General features: G+C 36.0%; 19 protein-coding genes and 1 pseudogene. 17 read left to right on the top strand and 3 right to left on the bottom strand.

Annotated features, from left to right (window positions below; genetic code table 11):
* The first annotated feature begins 117 nt into the window (after positions 1 to 117).
* The 5 genes from BCR21_RS05390 (at position 118) to BCR21_RS05370 (ending at position 4680) form a co-directional block, all read left to right on the top strand.
* Positions 118 to 396, top strand: coding sequence for a YiaA/YiaB family inner membrane protein (locus BCR21_RS05390; protein ID WP_069645454.1), 279 nt, complete (start codon positions 118 to 120; stop codon positions 394 to 396).
* A gap of 176 nt (positions 397 to 572) precedes the next feature.
* Positions 573 to 1430: a PhzF family phenazine biosynthesis protein gene (locus BCR21_RS05385; protein ID WP_069645453.1), complete on the top strand. Its 858-nt coding sequence runs from the start codon at positions 573 to 575 to the stop codon at positions 1428 to 1430.
* Between the two features lie 230 nt (positions 1431 to 1660).
* Positions 1661 to 3415 carry a DNA polymerase III subunit gamma/tau gene (gene dnaX, locus BCR21_RS05380; protein ID WP_069645452.1) on the top strand — a complete coding sequence of 585 codons (1755 nt, stop codon included), beginning with the start codon at positions 1661 to 1663 and terminating at the stop codon, positions 3413 to 3415.
* A gap of 15 nt (positions 3416 to 3430) precedes the next feature.
* On the top strand, positions 3431 to 3745 hold the full coding sequence (locus tag BCR21_RS05375; RefSeq protein WP_069645451.1) for a YbaB/EbfC family nucleoid-associated protein: 315 nt from the start codon (positions 3431 to 3433) through the stop codon (positions 3743 to 3745).
* 110 nt (positions 3746 to 3855) lie between these two features.
* Positions 3856 to 4680 carry a PrsW family glutamic-type intramembrane protease gene (locus tag BCR21_RS05370; RefSeq protein ID WP_084013228.1) on the top strand — a complete coding sequence of 275 codons (825 nt, stop codon included), beginning with the start codon at positions 3856 to 3858 and terminating at the stop codon, positions 4678 to 4680.
* Between the two features lie 113 nt (positions 4681 to 4793).
* Here BCR21_RS05370 and BCR21_RS17390 read toward each other — a convergent pair whose 3' ends face one another.
* Positions 4794 to 6005: an LPXTG cell wall anchor domain-containing protein gene (locus BCR21_RS17390; RefSeq protein WP_069645450.1), complete on the bottom strand. Its 1212-nt coding sequence runs from the start codon at positions 6003 to 6005 to the stop codon at positions 4794 to 4796.
* Positions 6006 to 6517: 512 nt separating this feature from the next.
* Between BCR21_RS17390 and recR the strand changes: the two genes are divergently transcribed.
* The gene (gene recR, locus BCR21_RS05360) at positions 6518 to 7114 is read left to right on the top strand and encodes a recombination mediator RecR (RefSeq protein ID WP_069645449.1); all 597 of its coding nucleotides are present in this window, start codon (positions 6518 to 6520) and stop codon (positions 7112 to 7114) included.
* 171 nt (positions 7115 to 7285) lie between these two features.
* Here the strand turns inward: recR and BCR21_RS05355 are convergent, their stop codons facing one another.
* Positions 7286 to 7960 carry an O-methyltransferase gene (locus BCR21_RS05355; protein ID WP_240488071.1) on the bottom strand — a complete coding sequence of 225 codons (675 nt, stop codon included), beginning with the start codon at positions 7958 to 7960 and terminating at the stop codon, positions 7286 to 7288.
* 193 nt (positions 7961 to 8153) lie between these two features.
* On the opposite strand from BCR21_RS05355, the gene tmk reads away from it, so the two are divergent.
* From tmk to BCR21_RS05300, 11 genes are all read left to right on the top strand, one after another.
* Entirely contained in the window at positions 8154 to 8798 is a 645-nt protein-coding gene (gene tmk, locus BCR21_RS05350) for a dTMP kinase (protein ID WP_069645447.1), read from the top strand.
* A 14-nt stretch (positions 8799 to 8812) separates the two neighbouring features.
* Positions 8813 to 9142, top strand: coding sequence for a cyclic-di-AMP receptor (locus BCR21_RS05345; protein WP_069645446.1), 330 nt, complete (start codon positions 8813 to 8815; stop codon positions 9140 to 9142).
* Between the two features lies 1 nt (position 9143).
* Positions 9144 to 10094 carry a DNA polymerase III subunit delta' gene (holB, locus tag BCR21_RS05340; protein WP_069645445.1) on the top strand — a complete coding sequence of 317 codons (951 nt, stop codon included), beginning with the start codon at positions 9144 to 9146 and terminating at the stop codon, positions 10092 to 10094.
* Between the two features lie 14 nt (positions 10095 to 10108).
* Positions 10109 to 10948, top strand: coding sequence for a PSP1 domain-containing protein (locus BCR21_RS05335; RefSeq protein ID WP_069645444.1), 840 nt, complete (start codon positions 10109 to 10111; stop codon positions 10946 to 10948).
* Positions 10941 to 11288, top strand: coding sequence for a DNA replication initiation control protein YabA (locus BCR21_RS05330; RefSeq protein ID WP_010773302.1), 348 nt, complete (start codon positions 10941 to 10943; stop codon positions 11286 to 11288). Before BCR21_RS05335 ends, BCR21_RS05330 begins: the two co-directional genes overlap by 8 nt.
* Positions 11289 to 11372: 84 nt before the next feature.
* Positions 11373 to 12239 carry a 16S rRNA (cytidine(1402)-2'-O)-methyltransferase gene (rsmI, locus tag BCR21_RS05325; protein ID WP_069645443.1) on the top strand — a complete coding sequence of 289 codons (867 nt, stop codon included), beginning with the start codon at positions 11373 to 11375 and terminating at the stop codon, positions 12237 to 12239.
* 259 nt (positions 12240 to 12498) lie between these two features.
* Complete coding sequence (locus tag BCR21_RS05320; RefSeq protein WP_069645442.1) at positions 12499 to 13716, top strand: ammonium transporter; 1218 nt, start codon at positions 12499 to 12501, stop codon at positions 13714 to 13716.
* An 11-nt stretch (positions 13717 to 13727) separates the two neighbouring features.
* Positions 13728 to 14069 carry a P-II family nitrogen regulator gene (locus tag BCR21_RS05315; RefSeq protein WP_069645441.1) on the top strand — a complete coding sequence of 114 codons (342 nt, stop codon included), beginning with the start codon at positions 13728 to 13730 and terminating at the stop codon, positions 14067 to 14069.
* Positions 14070 to 14199: 130 nt separating this feature from the next.
* On the top strand, positions 14200 to 15177 hold the full coding sequence (locus tag BCR21_RS05310; protein ID WP_069645440.1) for an HD domain-containing protein: 978 nt from the start codon (positions 14200 to 14202) through the stop codon (positions 15175 to 15177).
* A gap of 45 nt (positions 15178 to 15222) precedes the next feature.
* Positions 15223 to 16371, top strand: a complete 1149-nt coding sequence (dinB, locus tag BCR21_RS05305; protein WP_069645439.1) for a DNA polymerase IV — start codon at positions 15223 to 15225, stop codon at positions 16369 to 16371.
* A 112-nt stretch (positions 16372 to 16483) separates the two neighbouring features.
* A complete protein-coding gene (locus BCR21_RS05300) occupies positions 16484 to 17890 on the top strand; it encodes a cryptochrome/photolyase family protein (protein ID WP_069645438.1) in 1407 nt (468 codons plus the stop codon).
* Between the two features lie 100 nt (positions 17891 to 17990).
* Here the strand turns inward: BCR21_RS05300 and tnpA are convergent.
* Positions 17991 to 18471 (bottom strand): annotated as a pseudogene (tnpA, locus tag BCR21_RS05295) (IS200/IS605 family transposase).
* Positions 18472 to 18683: the final 212 nt, after the last annotated feature.

Raw genomic sequence — 18683 nt, 5'->3', positions numbered from 1 at the left:
TGTTATGTTAATCGGCCTTTTGAGCTAATTATTTTTTGAAATTAAAATAATTAGTGTCATTTAATAAATAGTAATGATATACTGAAAGAGTATTATTATTTATTAAAGGAGAGAATTATGAAAAAGAAAGCTTACAGAAACACACCTGCATTTGTCTTTCTAAGTTGGGGATCATTTGCCTTTTTCGTGGCATTGATGTTGATTGGTTTGTACACACTAAAAGAACCTTTGATGGTTAAAGGGTACTATTTGATGGGGTCAGTTGGATTGATTTCTTCATCATTTACACTTTCAAAAGTGATCAGAGACAATCAAGAAGACGAAGAACGTTACAATCAAATGTTCCGTGCTATGGATGGACCATCTAAAAAAGAAGAAACAGATACACATATATAATGAATAATAAAAGCCCTGACAAGAGTCAGGGCTTTTATTGTACACAAACTATTTTTTGAGAAATCAAATACTAAAAATAGTTTGTCTTTTGCGTTATGCCCCATGTCTCCAACGACATTTATACATAGTGATTTTTATGATACAATTTACTATTAAGTGAGAAAGGCTGGTGTCTTATGACAATATCAGTTTATGTAGCAAGTGCATTTAGCAAGGATCATAAAGGTGGAAATAAAGCAGGAGTAGTATTGATGGAAAATCCATTGACCACTACTCAAAAAATGGCAATAGCCAAACAACTAGGCTACGCGGAAACCGCATTTATATCAGAATCTGCGAGTGCTGATTATAAATTTGAGTATTTTACACCAAAAGAAGAAGTGGATTTATGTGGTCATGCTACAATTGGCTCTTTCACGATATTGAAGCATTTAAAGAAACTATTCAGGAGTCGTTATACGATTGAAACAAACAGCGGTGTTCTGACTATTACCATAAAAGATGACATCATATTCATGGAACAAAACAAACCGATATTCTATGATATTTTGTCTTCCAACGAGTTCAGCGATTGTTTTGATATTAAAGATATAAACAACCAATACCCGATTCAAATAGTCTCCACAGGGCTGAAAGATATTCTAATTCCTATAAAAAACGAAATACGATTAGATGAACTCCAACCTAATTTTGAAAAAATCAAAGAAATTAGCAAGTATTATACTGTTGTTGGGATGCATCTATATGCGTTTAAAGACGATCGAATTATATGTAGAAATTTTGCGCCACTATACGATATCAATGAAGAAGCAGCGACTGGAACTTCAAACGGTGCATTAGCGTGCTACCTTCATGAACAGCACTCATTGCAAAAAGAAATCTATGTATTTGAGCAAGGTTATTCTTTAGGTTCGCCTTCCGAAATATTGGTTAAATTAGCAACCGATAGTAAGAATGAAATAGAAAAAGTTTATGTTGGCGGCAAAGGCTATTATTGTGAAACTAAGTGTATAGATGTAGAAGAGATCAAGTGAAAATAAAAAAATACCGAATCAAAAGGATGAGAAAGTAAGGTTTCAACTTTAGACTATAGATAAAAAAATGCTGATGTGTTTGCCAATACCTTTTCGTCTACAGTTTGAGTCTTGACGAGAGTCAGGGCTTTTTTTTGAAAGATTTTTTAATCAGTTAGCTTTTTTTAATGCCTTATCCATAAAAATCACGTATAATAGAAGATAGTGAAATTTCGAGGGAGGGGTAAATTATGGCTTATCAAGCTTTGTATCGTGTCTGGCGTTCGCAGCGTTTTGATGACGTTGTTGGTCAAAAAGCAATTACGCAGACATTAAAAAATGCGATCATACAAAAGAAAACCTCGCATGCCTATTTGTTTACCGGCCCAAGAGGAACAGGGAAGACAAGTGCGGCGAAAATTTTTGCTAAAGCAATCAACTGTAAACATAGTGTAGACGGGGAACCGTGTAATGAATGCGAAACTTGTATTGCGATTACTGAAGGTCGTTTGAACGACGTGATCGAAATTGATGCGGCGAGCAATAATGGGGTAGAAGAGATTCGTGATATCCGCGATAAAGCAAAATACGCCCCAACGCAAGCTGAATATAAAGTGTATATCATCGATGAAGTACATATGTTGTCTACAGGTGCTTTTAATGCATTACTAAAAACCTTAGAAGAACCACCGCAAAATGTGATTTTTATTTTAGCGACAACAGAACCTCATAAGATTCCGTTAACGATCATTTCAAGAACGCAGCGTTTTGATTTTAAACGAATCGGTACACAAGATATCGTTGATCATCTAGGCTACATTTTAAAACAAATCGATGTTGATTTTGAAGAACAAGCTCTATACGTAATCGGCCGAGCAGCAGAAGGTGGGATGCGAGATGCCTTGAGTATTTTAGATCAGACGATTTCATTTAGTGATGAAAAAGTTACGCTGACAGATGCGATGCAGGTAACAGGTAGTTTGACCTATGAAATGATGGATCAATACATCTCCAATTGTGTAACAGGTGATGTTGAGCAAGCGTTAGAAGTATTAGAGAGTATTCTTAGTTCTGGTAAAGAAGCAAGACGTTTTTTAGAAGATCTCTTATTATATTGCCGTGACTTACTGATGTTTCAACAAGCGCCTAATTTGTTAGCTGAAAAAGTTGGAAATCTGACACAGAATTTCAAAGAACTAGCAGAACAAACTGCTGCTGAGAAAATTTATCAGATGATCCAAATTCTAAGCGATACTCAAAATGATATCCGTTTTACCAACAATGCGAATATTTATCTTGAGGTAGCAACGGTTAAGCTTGCAAAATCAGTTAGAAAACCAGTAGAAATTTCGAATGAAACTCAACCGGTTCCGACAGAAGAGATTGCTACGTTGCAGCAACAAATCGAACACCTACAAAAAGAATTAACCGAATTGAAGAAAAACGGTGTGACAGCTAAAGAAGCTGAACCTGTTAAAGCAACACGGGCAACGAGCAGCAAAAATACGTTGCGAATCCCAACAGAGCTTGTTTATAAAGTGCTGAATGAAGCGACCAAAGATCATTTGTTGAACGTCAAAAATGTCTGGGATGACTTATTGCAAATGATGTCCGTGACGCAAAGAGCGATGCTGAAAGCCAGTGAGCCAGTTGCAGCTGGTCCTAATGGCTTAGTGATTGCCTTCGAGTATGAGATCGTCTGTGGTCGAGCCATGGAAGATGAGGAAATGCAGTTAGCTGTTCATAATAATCTAAGCCGTTTGGTAAATAATTATGCACCGGATATGATTTGTATTACCAAAGAAAGTTGGCCGAAACTGCGTCAGTCATTTATCAGCCAAAATAAAGAAACACCAGGAGAGCAACCGAATGAAGATCGACCTGTTATGAATGAAGAAAACCATTTACTAACAGAGGACGAACCGGCAGAAGAAGTGAACAATCAAGTAGTAGACGAAGCGATTGCCATGTTTGGTGAGGCGCTTGTTGAAGTAATAAACGATTAAGAGGAGACGATAGTTATGATGCGAGGCATGGGAAATATGCAAGGAATGATGAAACAGGTCCAAAAAATGCAAAAGGATATGGAAAAAGCGCAAGCAGAATTAAATGTAAGAGAGTTTGTAGGTGCTTCAAGCAATGAGTTAGTGACAGCTACATTTACTGGTGACCGTAAAATGAAAGATATCTCGATCAAAGAAGATATTGTTGATCCAGAAGATGTAGAAATGCTACAGGATTTAGTGATTATGGCTGTGAATGATGCCTTGGCTAAAGTAGAAAAAGAAACAGAAGCAACAATGGGGAAATACGCTAAAGGCATGCCTGGATTTTAGTATAGAAGATAGTGTTTAAAATAGGATGGACTCAATGATATATTTTTGGGTCCATTCTTTTTTTATGGGATTTAAGGAACTAATGATTATCTAAATAAGAGGAGGAAAAAATGTTAAAGAAAATCAGTTTATTTGTATTTATTTTGCTGGCTTCTATTGGTATTAGTTATGAATTAGATAGTATTGGTTTATCAAATTTAAACAATAGTGCCTACCTAGTATTGTTTTTAACGTTATTGCTATTATGTTTGTATATTGTGCCGGGTACCTTGTTATTAAAGAAATTTTCTAGTTATTTTACTATTCCGAGCTATATAATCGTACTTGCGATTTTTGGTGGGGCTTTTATTCCTGGGTGGTTATCTGCTTTTGGTAATGAGTTTGGGGCAAGTCTGATCAGTAACCTATTCGGAAATTCTACGTCTATCACGAGCTGGATGGATTCCTTGACTGCTCCTGTTGTGGAGGAATCAACTAAATTTTTATGTGTGTTGTTGATTATCTATTTATTAAAAATCAAGAAATTACCTGAAGTTTTTGGCGTAGGTGTAAGTGTGGGGCTAGGTTTTCAGATCATGGAAGATATTTCATATGTAGCAAATACGGCGAGTGAATCGATCCAAGATGTTGTTCCACAAGTAATCATTAGAATATCAGGTTCAATCAGTTCTCATTGGTCTTATACCGGAATCCTTTCATTAGGGATTATCTGTCTAGTAACTAAAAATAAAAATATAAGCAGACGAGACGGATATCTTTGGTTTATTTCTCCGATCGTATTGCATTTCTTATGGAATTCACCAATAAATGAGTTTGAACTTAATGGAATTGCGATTGTCTCAGCTATTTTGACCACATTAACGATTATTATTGTAATCCAAATTATCAACCAATTAAAATCATTAAATCATGATACGTTACGCAATAATCAGTAATAATTTTAAGAGGTACAAAAAATAGGAAAACCTAGAAGGAGTTCCCTCTAGGTTAAATAAAGCAATTTTGATTCTAGACGTTTTCTTCAGTAACGATAGTTAACGAAGAAGTATTATTTGTCTAATTGTTTTTTTCTAAAGATATAAGCGCCTGAAATTAATAATACTCCAGCAGATGCAATCATCATACCATTGTTTGTTTCACCTGTTGAAGGTAATTGCTTAGCTGTTGTTTTAGCTGAATCAATCGTTTTTTTAGCTGTATTAGAAATTGGAGATGCTACTTGAGAAATAAGATCCTTATTAGGAGCTTTAGTTTCTTTCCCCTTAGTTTCTTCCTTAGGTGAAGTTGGTTTTAGTGGGTTATCACTTTCTGGAAGAACGTTTAAAGTAATTACTTTTTCAGCAACAACAGTTTCTGAACTACGTTGCTGAGCGGGTTTACTTACATAAAATCTGATTTTGTGAGTTCCAGGTTCTACTAGCGTATTTCCGAGAGCAGTAACTTGGATAGGCTCACCAACTACTTCGAATCCTACCGTTAAACCATCAGCATTTTTAAATGTAGCCCAACTTAAAACGATATCTTCTGTTAGTGTTTGCCCAACATAAACAGTTTGATCCTTTACTTCAATAGATGGTGTAGCTTCTTCAGAAGAGCCAGATTCAGTAGAAGTAGACTCTGTAGAAGTAGACTCTGTAGAAGTAGACTCCGTAGAAGTAGACTCTGTAGAAGTAGACTCCGTAGAAGTAGACTCTGTAGAAGTAGACTCCGTAGAAGTAGACTCTGTAGAAGTAGACTCCGTAGAAGTAGACTCTGTAGAAGTAGACTCCGTAGAAGTAGACTCTGTAGAAGTAGACTCCGTAGAAGTAGACTCTGTAGAAGTAGACTCCGTAGAAGTAGACTCCGTAGAAGTAGACTCTGTAGAAGTAGACTCCGTAGAAGTAGATTCAGTAGAAGTAGACTCCGTAGAAGTAGACTCAGTATCGTTAGTAATTGGAGTTAGGGTGGCATTCATCAAGTCTATGGTACAAGTTTGATAGCTATTTACTATATAGTTATCTAAAACATTCTGAGCGTGAGCCAATAGGTCAGATAAACTTTTGATAGACTCTGGGGTGTACAAGTCGTGCAAATCAGGAGCGGCCAAGCGTTCCTTAGCAATATCCACTTGTGCCAGTAAGCCCGCACGGAGCAAAGCGTCATTGTCATCACTATATCCTGATGATTCTTTCGCATGAACAACTGAATTTACCAATGGTGTTGAACCAACAACTGAGCTGATTAATAATAAAGCAGCCATAATCTTTAAACTTTTTTTCATAAAAAATCTCCTTTTTTTGTAAAAATTAGTTTTGCAACCATAATAAATATACGATACACAGAATAAAAGTCAATACTTTTCATGGATAAAAACAAAAAAATATATTATGTTATATAATTTTATACTTGTTATGTTAAATTGTGTTTGAATATAGTTTGAAAGACTATTGTATTTGATATTCCTTTAAAATAAAGGTGGGTTACATGGAAATAACAGAGGATAGGAGAGGGAGTTAAAATAATCTGTAATTTTTTTGAACGAAATCCTTATTTATGTTTTTTTTATTTGGTAATGAAGTGTGTGAAAGAGATAATATTTGGATATTTAAGTGATATGACAGATTGTAAGAATGTAGATTTTTCTGAGTAGTCAAAAGCTGATTATTAGTAAAGAAAAAATCATTATTATACTTAATTATCAGGAAAAAATGCTATAATGTACATTGGATTCTTAATAAGTACATAGTTTACAACCAATCGTGAATCGTTTGAGTTTGAAAGGATTTGTTGAAAATGCATTACCCAGAACCTATCGCCAAATTAGTCGAAAGTTACATGAAATTACCAGGTATCGGTCAAAAAACGGCCGTTCGTTTGGCTTTTTATACACTTGATATGAAAGAAGAAGATGTTAATGCTTTTGCTAAAGCCTTGATCAGTGTGAAACGTGATCTACATTTTTGCAGCATTTGTGGGAATATCACAGAAGAAGATCCTTGTGATATTTGTCAGGATACAACTAGAGACCGTAGTATTATTTTAGTCGTTGAAGAATCAAAAGATGTTATGGCTATGGAAAAAATGCGTGAATACCATGGTCTTTATCATGTGCTTCATGGTGTACTGTCACCAATGGAAGGAACTGGTCCAGAAGATATCAATATTGCTTCATTGATTCAACGTCTCCATGATGATGAAGTGAAAGAAGTCATCATTGCGACAAATGCTACCACAGAAGGGGAAGCGACTGCAATGTATCTTTCTCGATTGATTAAACCAGCAGGAATCACAGTGACAAGATTAGCGCACGGATTATCTGTCGGCAGCGATATTGAGTATGCAGATGAAGTAACTTTATTAAAAGCGGTAGAAGGACGACGAGAACTTTAGAATAGAAAAGATTACGAAAAAAGTCTATAACTGAAAGTAAGTTATAAACAAACGTGACATTAAAATCTTGAATTGAATACGATACTTCAAATCGAAACAATACCACGCCCCAAAGATGACCTAAAAAGTAAAGAAAAAATGATTCAGAGAAATTTTCCCTGAATCATTTTTTTACTTTTCAACTATACTGATCGTGAAACCATCGTAACCCTTAACGCCCACTGTTTCAATAGCTGTTGAAGTTAAGGTTTTAGAAGTTGAAAGATCATCGACAAAAGAGCGTACCCCTAAAACTCTTCTATCAGAACTTTTTGAATCAAGAACAGTCCCTTCACGAACAACGTTGTCACCAATAATAATGGTTCCTGGTGTTGAAAGTTGCAGTGCGTAGTGTAAATAAACTGAATTATTTTCTTTATCTGCATCAATAAAGATTAAATCGAATGGTGCCGTTTGAGTTTGGATCATTTCTTCTAAACTATCACAAGCAGCTCCTACAACAATCGTTGTTTTATTTGAAACACCAGCTAGGGCTAAATTCTCTTTAGCAACGTCTGCATGGGTTTTATCATATTCAAGGGAGATGATCTGTCCATCATCATCTAAAGCTTTAGCAAACCAAAGTGTACTATATCCGCCAAGTGTACCAATTTCTAAAATACGTTTGGCTCCTTTTATTTTTGTAAGAAGATAAAGGAATTTTCCTTGAGAAGGGGATACATCGTGAGGCGGTAATTTATACTTTTGGTTATTGGTCAGAATTTGATCAAAGACAGGATCGTTTTCTACTAATTTTTCAATAAAATAAGCATCAACTGCTGCAAATAAATTTTCCAAAAAAATCACTCCCATTTTGTTGTTGTTATCTCTAATTCGATTATACGTCTTTTCAATCAAATGGCAAAATCTATTGGGCTTTTCATTCCAGTTTTATTTATTCATCAAGAAATTTTTAATAATAAGGAATTCAATTAGACTGATTGTAGCAGATAAAGTATAATAGATAGAAGGAATCAAAGTAAGTAAGGGGATTAGTAAAGTGCAAGGTATTTTTATAACGATCGAAGGGCCAGATGGCGCAGGAAAGACAAGTGTATTGAATGAGTTATATCCAAGACTGGATCTGGCAGCAGAGAGAAGCATCATTAAGACAAGAGAGCCTGGCGGTATTCCCATTGCTGAGAAAATTCGTCAAATCATCTTAGATCCAAGAAATCAGGAGATGGATGAGCGGACTGAAGCATTGCTTTATGCAGCAGCTAGACGTCAGCATTTGATGGAAAAAGTTTTGCCTGCATTAGAAGAAGGCAAAATTGTTTTATGTGATCGTTTTGTAGACAGCTCATTAGCTTATCAAGGTGCTGGGCGACGTATTGGCGTTGAAGCAATAGCTGCGATCAATGAGTTTGCGATTGAAGGGACGGTACCTGATTTTACGATTTACTTAGACGTAGATTCAGATACAGGACTGAACCGTATCAAAAATAATCGTCAACAGCAAATCGATCGATTGGATTCTGAAGGACTTGAGTTTCATCAACGGGTTCGTCACGAGTATTTAAAACTAGTAGAAGAAAACCCAGAAAGAATTACGAAGATTGATGCCAGAATGAGTTTGGAAGATGTTGTGGAAGCAACCTTTCAAGCGATCGTAAAACGTTATCCAGAATATTTTAGAAACTAGGAAGGTGACCGAATATGAAAATTATTTTAGCGATTGTCCAAGATAAAGATAGTAACCGTTTAGCCAATGAACTTATTGATGCCAATATTCGTGCGACAAAACTTTCATCAACAGGCGGCTTTTTAAAAGCTGGAAATAGTACATTTATCGTAGGGATCGATGATGATCGTGTGGATGAAGCATTGGAATTGATCAAAAAAACATGCCAATCTCGTAAACAATATGTGTCAACTCCTGTAACACTAGATATTACGATGGATGGACAAGTGCCTTATCCTGTTGAGGTTGAGGTGGGCGGCGCAACTGTCTTTGTTCTCCCAGTAGAAGGATTCCATCAATATTAAAATGAATGAAGCATACGTTTTAAATGAACAACAACCGTTGCTTTACCAGCAACTTCAAAAAAGTTTTGAGCATGGTCGTCTTGCCCATGCTTATCTTTTTGAAGGCGATACAGGAACTGGTAAAAAAGAATTTGGTTTATGGATGGCAAAACACATTTTCTGTACGAATCTGACCGAAAACAATCCTTGCAATCAGTGCAATAATTGTCTGCGGATCAATGAAAATGAACACCCAGATGTCTTACGAATCGCACCAGATGGTCAGACGATCAAAGTGGATCAAATCAGAGCCTTGAAGGCAGAATTTAGCAAAAGTGGGGTAGAGACTGCTCAAAAAGTCTTCTTGATCGAACAAGCAGATAAGATGAGTATAGGTGCTGCGAACAGCTTGTTAAAATTTCTAGAAGAGCCGGAAGGAAAGGTTTTAGCGATATTAGAGACGACGTCTTTAGCGAAAATTTTACCGACGATCCAATCACGCTGTCAGGTTCTTCATTTCCAACCTTTAGTTAAGGAAAAACTGGTTCATGCTTTGGTAGAATCTGGCATCAATAAAAATACAGCAAATCTTTTGGCTGAGTTGACAAATAGTTTTGACAAAGCAGTTGAAATCTCTCAAGATGAATGGTTTAATGAAGCTAGGGAAATAACTCAACAGTGGTTTGATTACATGATAAAAGATGATTTACAAGCTTTTGTCTATGTTCAAAAAAAGATGATCAAGCTCTTTAAAGAAAAAGATCAACAAGCGTTGAGTTTTGATTTATTACTTGCTTATTACCGCAAACAACTCACTGAAAGTGTAGCAGAAGAACAGCTCAAACGTGTGATAGAACAACAAGCACAACGAGTTGAACTGATTTTGAAAGCACGCCAAAAGTGGGAAGCAAATGTCAGCTTTCAAAGTGTTTGTGAGCAATTAGTGATACGAATGATTCACCCTAAAACATAAATAGGAGGATGAAAATGGTAGAAGTAGTAGGAGTTCGCTTCCGTGAAGCAGGTCATATCTATTATTTTGCTCCTGGAAAATCAGAGTATTTTTATAATGACAAAGTGCTTGTGGAATCACAGCAGTCTAAACAGCTTGCCACAGTGGCGATACCGAAAAAATCTATTGATCCGGAAGATTTACCTGAGGATTTAAAGCCCATTTTAAATAAAGCATCAGAAACTGATTTAGATAAGGAACAAAAGAACGTAGACGATGCAAAAGCTGCATTAAGTGTGGCCAAAGAAAAAATTCGAGCACATGAATTAGAAATGAAATTAATTCGTGTTGAATATACATTTGACCGCAGCAAGATGGTTTTTTATTTTACAGCAGATGGTCGAATCGACTTTCGTGAACTCGTCAAAGATTTAGCGGCGATTTTCCGTACGAGAATCGAATTGCGTCAAATCGGTGTCAGAGATGAAGCTAAGATTTTAGGTGGAATCGGCCCATGCGGTAGACAGTTATGCTGTTCGACTTTTTTAGGTGACTTTATGCCAGTATCGATCAAAATGGCAAAAGATCAAGGTTTATCGTTGAATCCAGTAAAAATTTCTGGTTTATGCGGGCGCTTGATGTGTTGTTTAAAATACGAAAATGATGAATACGAAGCAGCGAAAAAAGAATTACCTGATTATGGTAAAGATGTGATCACACCAGATGGAAAAGGCCGAGTAGTTGGTTTGAATTTATTGAGCCGTATCATCAAAGTCCGTTTAGTTGGACGTGAAACAGCTGTAGAATACGATTACGAAGAAATAAAAGAAGCGACAGAAAAAGCTCAAGCCGAAAAAGGTGATCACAATGGATAAACGTTCTTTATACGATGGTCTGAGTTCTTTAGAGACGGATCTACAAGGAACTTTGGGACAATTATCAGAGATTAAGGAAGCACTTCACGAGTTAGTTGAAAAAAATACAACCCTTGAAATTGAAAATCAACGCTTACGCGAACATTTACAGGAATTGACTAAATTAGCCAGTGACCCAAATGATCCAGCTAAGCAGGAGTTGTCTAAATCTCGAATGAATTTGGAAAAACTTTATGAAGAAGGATTTCATGTCTGTAATATTTTATACGGTTCACGTCGTGAAAATGATGAAGAATGTGCTTTTTGTTTAGATGTCATTTATGGCGAAAGATACAAATAAATTTAATCAAATCAATTGGAGGGGCTGTGACAAAATTTGTCTCAGCCTCTTTTATATTAACTTAAGCGCTGAAAAGGAGTAATTATGCAAAAACAAAAAAGTTTTGATTCATCCAGCATAGGACAGCTATATTTGGTGCCGACACCAATCGGAAACTTAGAAGATATGAGCTTTCGCTGTATCAATATCTTAAAAGAAGCAACGATCATTGCAAGTGAAGATACCAGAAATACGCAAAAATTACTGAATCACTTTGAGGTATCGACTCCTCAAATCAGTTTTCATGAGCATAATTATAAAGAACGGATTCCACAGTTTATTGAACGTTTAGAAGCTGGCGAATTGATTGCTCAAGTAAGCGATGCGGGAATGCCTTCGATTAGTGATCCAGGTCATGAATTAGTTGAAGCGTGCATTGAAGCAGGAATCAAAGTGATCGCGTTACCTGGTCCAACAGCAGGAATCACAGCATTGATTGCTTCAGGATTATCGCCGCAACCATTTACATTTTATGGCTTTTTACCTAGAAAGAAAAAAGAACAAATGGATGTTTTAGAGAAGCTAAAAACAGCAGTACCAACGCAAATTTTTTACGAATCACCTCATCGAATTGCTACAACGATAAAGCATTTTTCAGAAGTATTTGGGGAAGAGCGGAAAGCCGTGATTTGTCGTGAATTAACGAAACTCCATGAAGAATATCTCCGTGGTACTTTGGCGGAATTGAGAGATTATTTAGCCGAGCACACGTTAAAAGGGGAGTGTTGTCTTTTAGTTGAAGGTGCTGATGGATCGGAAGTAGCAGAAAATGCAGATTTAGAGCTTTCAATCAAGGAACATATCGATGTATTGATGAATACAGGGAGCTCTTCTAAAGAAGCAATCAAAGAAGTTGCAAAGCTACGAGGATTGAAAAAACAAGAAGTTTATAAAGAGTTCCATGTAGATTGAAATAGATAATGAAAAATAAGCTGATTAAAAAAGTCAGTTTATTTTTTTGCAGTAATCGGTTTACTCTATTTAACCAGATAATAGAAAGAAAGCGTTGTATTGGTATAGATGTTATTTTTTATAACGCGAATTGTCAGAAAAATGAAATTATTTTGTTTGTTCAAGGGATTTTTACTAGGAGAATTCAAAAAACGATGCTAAAATAACCGACAAAGCTAAAATGAAGGTTGGCTTAATTTTTGAATTGGAGGGGTTTGTTATGGAAACAGGAAATATTGCATTTATTATGATTTGTTCAGCAATGGTCTTTTTAATGACACCTGCCTTAGCATTTTTTTACGGCGGACTGGAACGAAGAAAAAATATCCTCAACACAATGATGATGGTGATTTGCGTGATGGGATTAGCTTCGGTTCTTTGGATCATCTTAGGTTATTCAATGTCTTTTAGCGAGGGAAATTTATTTGTTGGAAACTTTGACAAGCTATTTTTTAATCATGTTTCAATGACCAAAGGCGATACGATTCCAGAAGGCCTGTTTGCTGGTTTTCAAATGATGTTTGCCTTGATTACGACAGCAATTATTACAGGCGCCGTTGTTGGACGGATGCGATTTTCTGCGATCTTTTTATTCATTGGTATTTGGTCGATCATCGTTTATTATCCGATGGCTCATATGGTTTGGGGCGGAGGTTTTTTAGAAGAAATAGGGTCGATTGATTTTGCAGGCGGAAATGTGGTTCATATTATTTCTGGGATTTCAGGTCTTGTATTAGCTATTGTTTTAGGACAACGTCGAGAATATCGGCAAACAGAATATCGTCCACATAACATTCCGTTTGTCGTTTTAGGTGCTGGTCTACTTTGGTTTGGCTGGTTTGGATTTAATGCTGGATCTGCGTTGGCAGCCGACGGGTTGGCGATCCACGCAATGCTTACGACGAATACGGCGGCTGCAAGCGGGATGCTTTCATGGATGTTGATCGAAAAGTTGGCAATTGGAAAACCTACAGTGGTCGGTGCCTGTACAGGTGCTGTCGTGGGCTTAGTTGCGATCACACCAGGTGCGGGTTTTGTTTCCCTTTGGAGTTCATTTGTTCTAGGAGCGTTAGTTAGTCCGTTTTGTTATTATTTTATTTCATTTGTTAAACATAAATTTGGGTATGATGATGCGCTAGATGCTTTTGGTTGTCATGGTGTTGGTGGTATTTTTGGTGGGGTTATGACTGGAATATTTGCAGACCCTGCTATTGGCGGTAAAACTGGATTAATCTATGGTGGGACAGAATTATTTGTGGCTCAAGTTGCTAGTATAGCTTTTACGATCGTATTTGCTGGAGCCGCTAGTTTTCTCATCATCAAAGGAATTCAATTATTCATGCCGATTCGAGTTTCAGCCAAAGAAGAAGCGTTAGGATTAGATCGAATCGAACATGATGAAACAGCGTATCCGACATTTATGGGGTTAGATTCTTAGGAGGAAAATCAATGAAAAATGTAGAAGCAATCATTCAGCAGGAAAAATTAGAAGAACTGAAAGTGAAAATGGATGACAATTTTGAAGCATTAGGGATGACGGTAAGCCAAGTGTTAGGTTTTGGTAACCAAAAAGGGTTAAAAGAATATGTCCGTGGCCAAGAAATCATTACGACATTATTACCTAAAGTAAAAGTTAGTTTTGTTGTTTTGGATGAAGAAGTAGAAGAAGTTATTTCCTTGATTTTGTCTATTTGCCAGACAGGTGAAGTGGGAGATGGCAAGATTTTTGTTTATAATGTAGAAGAAGCGATCCGAATTAGAACAGGTGAACGTGGAGCAGAAGCGATTTGATTATTATAGATGAGGGAGCAGAGCTAGAAGTAGTTCTGCTCTTTTTTTGTTGAATAAAATCAGTTGTAAATGAACAAATGTTCGTATATAATGTTTGTAAAAGATGATGGGATTTTTAAAGGAGAAAAGAATGATTGTTGAGGATGTTCTATATGGTTCATATGAAGTAGAAGAAGTTCTAGCAACATTGATTTTATCAGAAGAGATTCAGCGTTTAAAGGATGTTCATATGGCTGGACCAGCATTTTTGATCAATTCAACATGGAATGAGACGAGATACGAGCATTCTATTGGTGTTATGATGTTGATTAGACGACTTGGTGGGACCGTGGAAGAACAAATAGCAGGGTTGCTTCATGATGTATCGCATACTGCATTTTCCCATGTGATCGATTTGGCTTTATCTAATGAAGCCGATGACTATCATGAGCAGATCAAGGCACGATTAATTGAACAATCAGCAATTCCAACTCTATTGAGGCAGTATGGTTTTGATTATGAAAAGATTTTATTGGATGATGAAAAATGGCCGTTACTAGAACAAAAAGCACCTTTACTTTGCTGTGATAGAATCGATTATACATTGAGAGAAGTGTACCGCTATTTTTCTGTTCCAATACAAGAAATCCAGCAATTTTTAAATTCAATCAAAATCATAAAGGAAAAGATTGTTTTGAGCTCAATTGATGAGGCAATTTGGTTTATAGATCAGTATAGAAAAGTAGTAATCGACTTTTTTTATGATCCACGAAATATTTGTAGCTATGAGTGGATGGCAAACGCAATTAGATTTGGATTTGAGCATAATGAAGTTACTTTGGATGATTTATTGACGACGGATTCTATATTTCTTGAAAGGTTAAAATCAAGTAATTCTAATGAAATCACACAACTATTGAAAAAAATGGATCATCCGCCGAAATATACTGTTTGCTCTAGTGATGATAACTACGATATTCAGCAAAAGAAAAAAATAAGATTTGTTGATCCTTTAGTAGAAGCAACTGATAAAATTGTTTCAGTGTCAACTGTGTCACAAATAGCTCAAATAAAGATTGAAAAATTGCTTGATGATAGTAAAAGAGGAATTTATCTTAAATTTTATTAAGGATCAAATGATCCGCTGTATCTACTTGAAAGGAGGAGGGCGATTATGATCAGTGAACTACGTTTTCCCTTAAAGAAGGATACTTCTCGCAAAATAATTCATATCGATATGGACGCATTTTTCGCTTCTGTAGAAGAACGAGATCATCCAGAACTAGTCGGACATCCTTTAGTGATCGCCCGACATCCTAGTGATACCGGTGGTAAAGGTGTTGTGACGACCGCGAATTATGAAGCCCGAAAATTCGGAATCCATTCCGCAATGAGTGCTCAAAAAGCCTTTGAATTGTGCCCGGATGCTATTTTTAAACCAGGAAATTATGAAAAATATTCTGAAATTTCTAAGCAAATTAGAGAAATTTTTCATCGCTATACAGATATTATCGAGCCAGTTTCAATCGATGAGGCTTATTTAGATGTAACAACAAATAAAATAAATAGCAAATCAGCGATCAAGATTGCCAAATTAATTCAATATGACATATGGAATGAACTACATTTAACTTGTTCAGCAGGTGTCAGCTATAACAAGTTTTTAGCCAAATTAGCTTCTGATTTTCAAAAACCTAAAGGCTTAACAGTTGTGATGCCAGATGATGCTGAAACATTTTTGAAGGCACTGCCGATCGAAGCATTTCATGGAGTGGGTAAAAAAACAGTCCCAAAAATGCATGATTTAGGCATATACACTGGTGAAGATCTGTACAAACAAGATGAGATGGAACTGATCCGTAATTTTGGTAAAATGGGTTATTCACTTTACCGAAAGGTTCGTGGAATTCATGATTCCCCAGTAAATATAACAAGAGACCGTAAATCAGTAGGCAAAGAACATACATATGGCACCCCGCTTACGACTGAAGCACAAGTGACTGCTCAGTTACGACAGCTGGCACAACGGGTGGAGGAATCATTAGAAAGAGTCCAAAAGCATGGTAAAACCGTTGTTTTAAAGGTTCGGTATGCAGATTATACAACGGTGACGAAACGTCAGACGCTTCCAGAATATATTTCTAAAAAAGAAGAACTATATTATCAAGCAAACTTGATTTGGGAAGAAATTCTTGGACTTGAACAAGGGATTCGATTATTAGGAATAACATTAACAAATCTTGATCCAATGTCCTACGAGAATATGGTTTTACCTTTATGGGAAAAGCAAAAGACAGAAGAGAGTGAAGAGTTAAGGAACTAACTCGGTAATCAATTTTTAGTTGAATCAGGCAGAGGTTTGTAAATTTTAGTGATAAATTAGTATCTATGTTACGATCTAAATACTATTCATAAATACGAAAGGAAAAAATTCAATGAGCAAAACAATTATGTGGTTTCGTAAAGACCTTCGTTTAGATGATAATACAGCTTTTAGTGAAATGATAGAGAATAGCCAAGATACAGATGAACTTGTCTGTCTTTTTCAGCTAAATCCAACACAATTTTTAGAAGACAGTTATAATCATGATACTTTTTTCTGCAGTTTGGTTACTTTTGTTGAGCATGCTAAAGCTAATAATATAGTAATCCATTTTTTATATGGAGATGTGGAAGAAAATTTTATAGAATTAAAAAAGACGTATCAAGATTGGAATACAGTATATTTTAATAAAGATGAACGTGGTTTTGGCAGAGAACGTGATCAAAAAATGACTGCTTTTTTTGAGCGCAATCAAATTCAGGTACATTCGTACCAAGATAGTCATTTACATGGCGTACAGGAAATTAAAAAGCCAAATGGTGAAAGCTATAAAGTATTTACTCCTTATTTTAGAAAGTGGCTGACAATGCCCAAACGCCCCTATGAAAAAACAAGGAGGCTTGATCGAACGTTTGTCAAACTTACTCATCCATTATTTAGTGAGGGCGAAAAACAGTTTAGCCAAATCATTGAAAAAATAGAGTTGCCCTTTGATTATGAATGTGGAGAGGCGATAGCTGAGAATTATCTAAAAGAATTTATAAAAAACCACTTACATGATTATCAAAAAGGACGAGATTTTCCTTTTTCGGATCAAACAAGTAAACTTTCAAAATTTTTAAGGACAGGCGAACTATCGATCCGTAAAGTTTGGTATGCGCTTAATGCTGAGCCGGATTCGGATGGTCGTCAAACCTTCATTTCAGAACTTTGCTGGCGAGATTTTTATAATATGATTTATCATGAGAATCCTAAACAGAAAACGCAAGAAATCAAAGAGCAATACAGACAACTGCACTGGAGTTATAATCAAGAAGCTTTTGAGCGTTGGAAAAATGGTCAGACTGGTTTTCCAATCGTAGACGCTGGAATGAGACAACTCAATCAGACTGGCTGGATGCATAACCGTTTGCGAATGATCGTAGCTTCATTTTTGACAAAAGATTTAATGATCGATTGGCAGCTGGGGGAAAAGTACTTTCAACAAAAGTTGATCGATTATGATGCTGCAAGTAACATTGGCGGCTGGCAATGGGCAGCTTCTACCGGAACAGATGCAGTTCCTTATTTTAGGATATTCAATCCTACCACACAAGGTGAAAAATTTGATTCGCAAGGTGATTTTATTCGTCAATTTATTCCAGAATTAAAAGCTGTACCAAATAAATATATTCATGAGCCAAGTAAGATGCCTATGGAGCTCCAAAAGTCTATTGATGTTTTGATTGGAAAAGAATATCCAGATCCTATTGTTGATCATAGTAAAATTCGCTCAGAGATTCTTGCATTTTTTAAATAAATTTCTTCTTAAGGGAGAAATTAATCAATAGTAAAAAGCCACCCGTGTGAACGGGTGGCTTTTAATACCCTTATAAGGGGTTACTAGACGCAAAGCCTCTTCAAGGGGCTTTTTTTAAAAAAACCACCAACAGCTTCTGAGTCTTCTTTTTATTTTTTTTACTTTTTAAACGGGTCCTTGCATTCTATTTTAGTTATACTATCTTATGCTCTATCACCCGCTCCTTGCTCTCTAATGTATTTTTCGATTGTCTTTTGATTCAATCCAACAGTACTAACACAATATCCCTTTGCCAAAAATGTTCGATTCCCATAATTGTATTTCAAATTCGCATGTCTTTCATGAATGAGAACAGTACTTCTTCCCTTTAAATAGCCCATGAAACTTGAAACACTTAACTTTGGTGGTTTTTTTACTAACATATGAATATGATACGGCATTGCATGTGCCTCTATGATCTCTAATTCTTTTATTCCACATGATCTTCTCAAAATTGTTCCAATATCTTTTCTTAGTTTTCCATAAATAACTTTCCTTCTATATTTCGGTGTGAAAACTATGTAATAAACTTTTATCGTCATTAGACATAAAAATCTCCTTTCGCTCAGTATCTGGTTGGTAGCCATGTGCTAGTATAGCGAAAGGAGATTTTTAACGCTAAAATTTCCGTTTCCGCACACATAGAACGTGTGGTTTATTTCTGTCGTTAATTAAAAAAAGTTCAATTTTGATAAATGGATTTTATTTTTTTCAAAATTACGAAATATTTTCTATTAAAACACTTTTTTTGTAT

The sequence above is a fragment of the Enterococcus ureasiticus genome, assembly GCF_001730285.1.
GTDB classification, from domain to species: domain Bacteria; phylum Bacillota; class Bacilli; order Lactobacillales; family Enterococcaceae; genus Enterococcus_L; species Enterococcus_L ureasiticus.
Note: the sequence above shows the minus strand (reverse complement) of the source record. Positions and strands in the feature narration are given on the sequence as shown.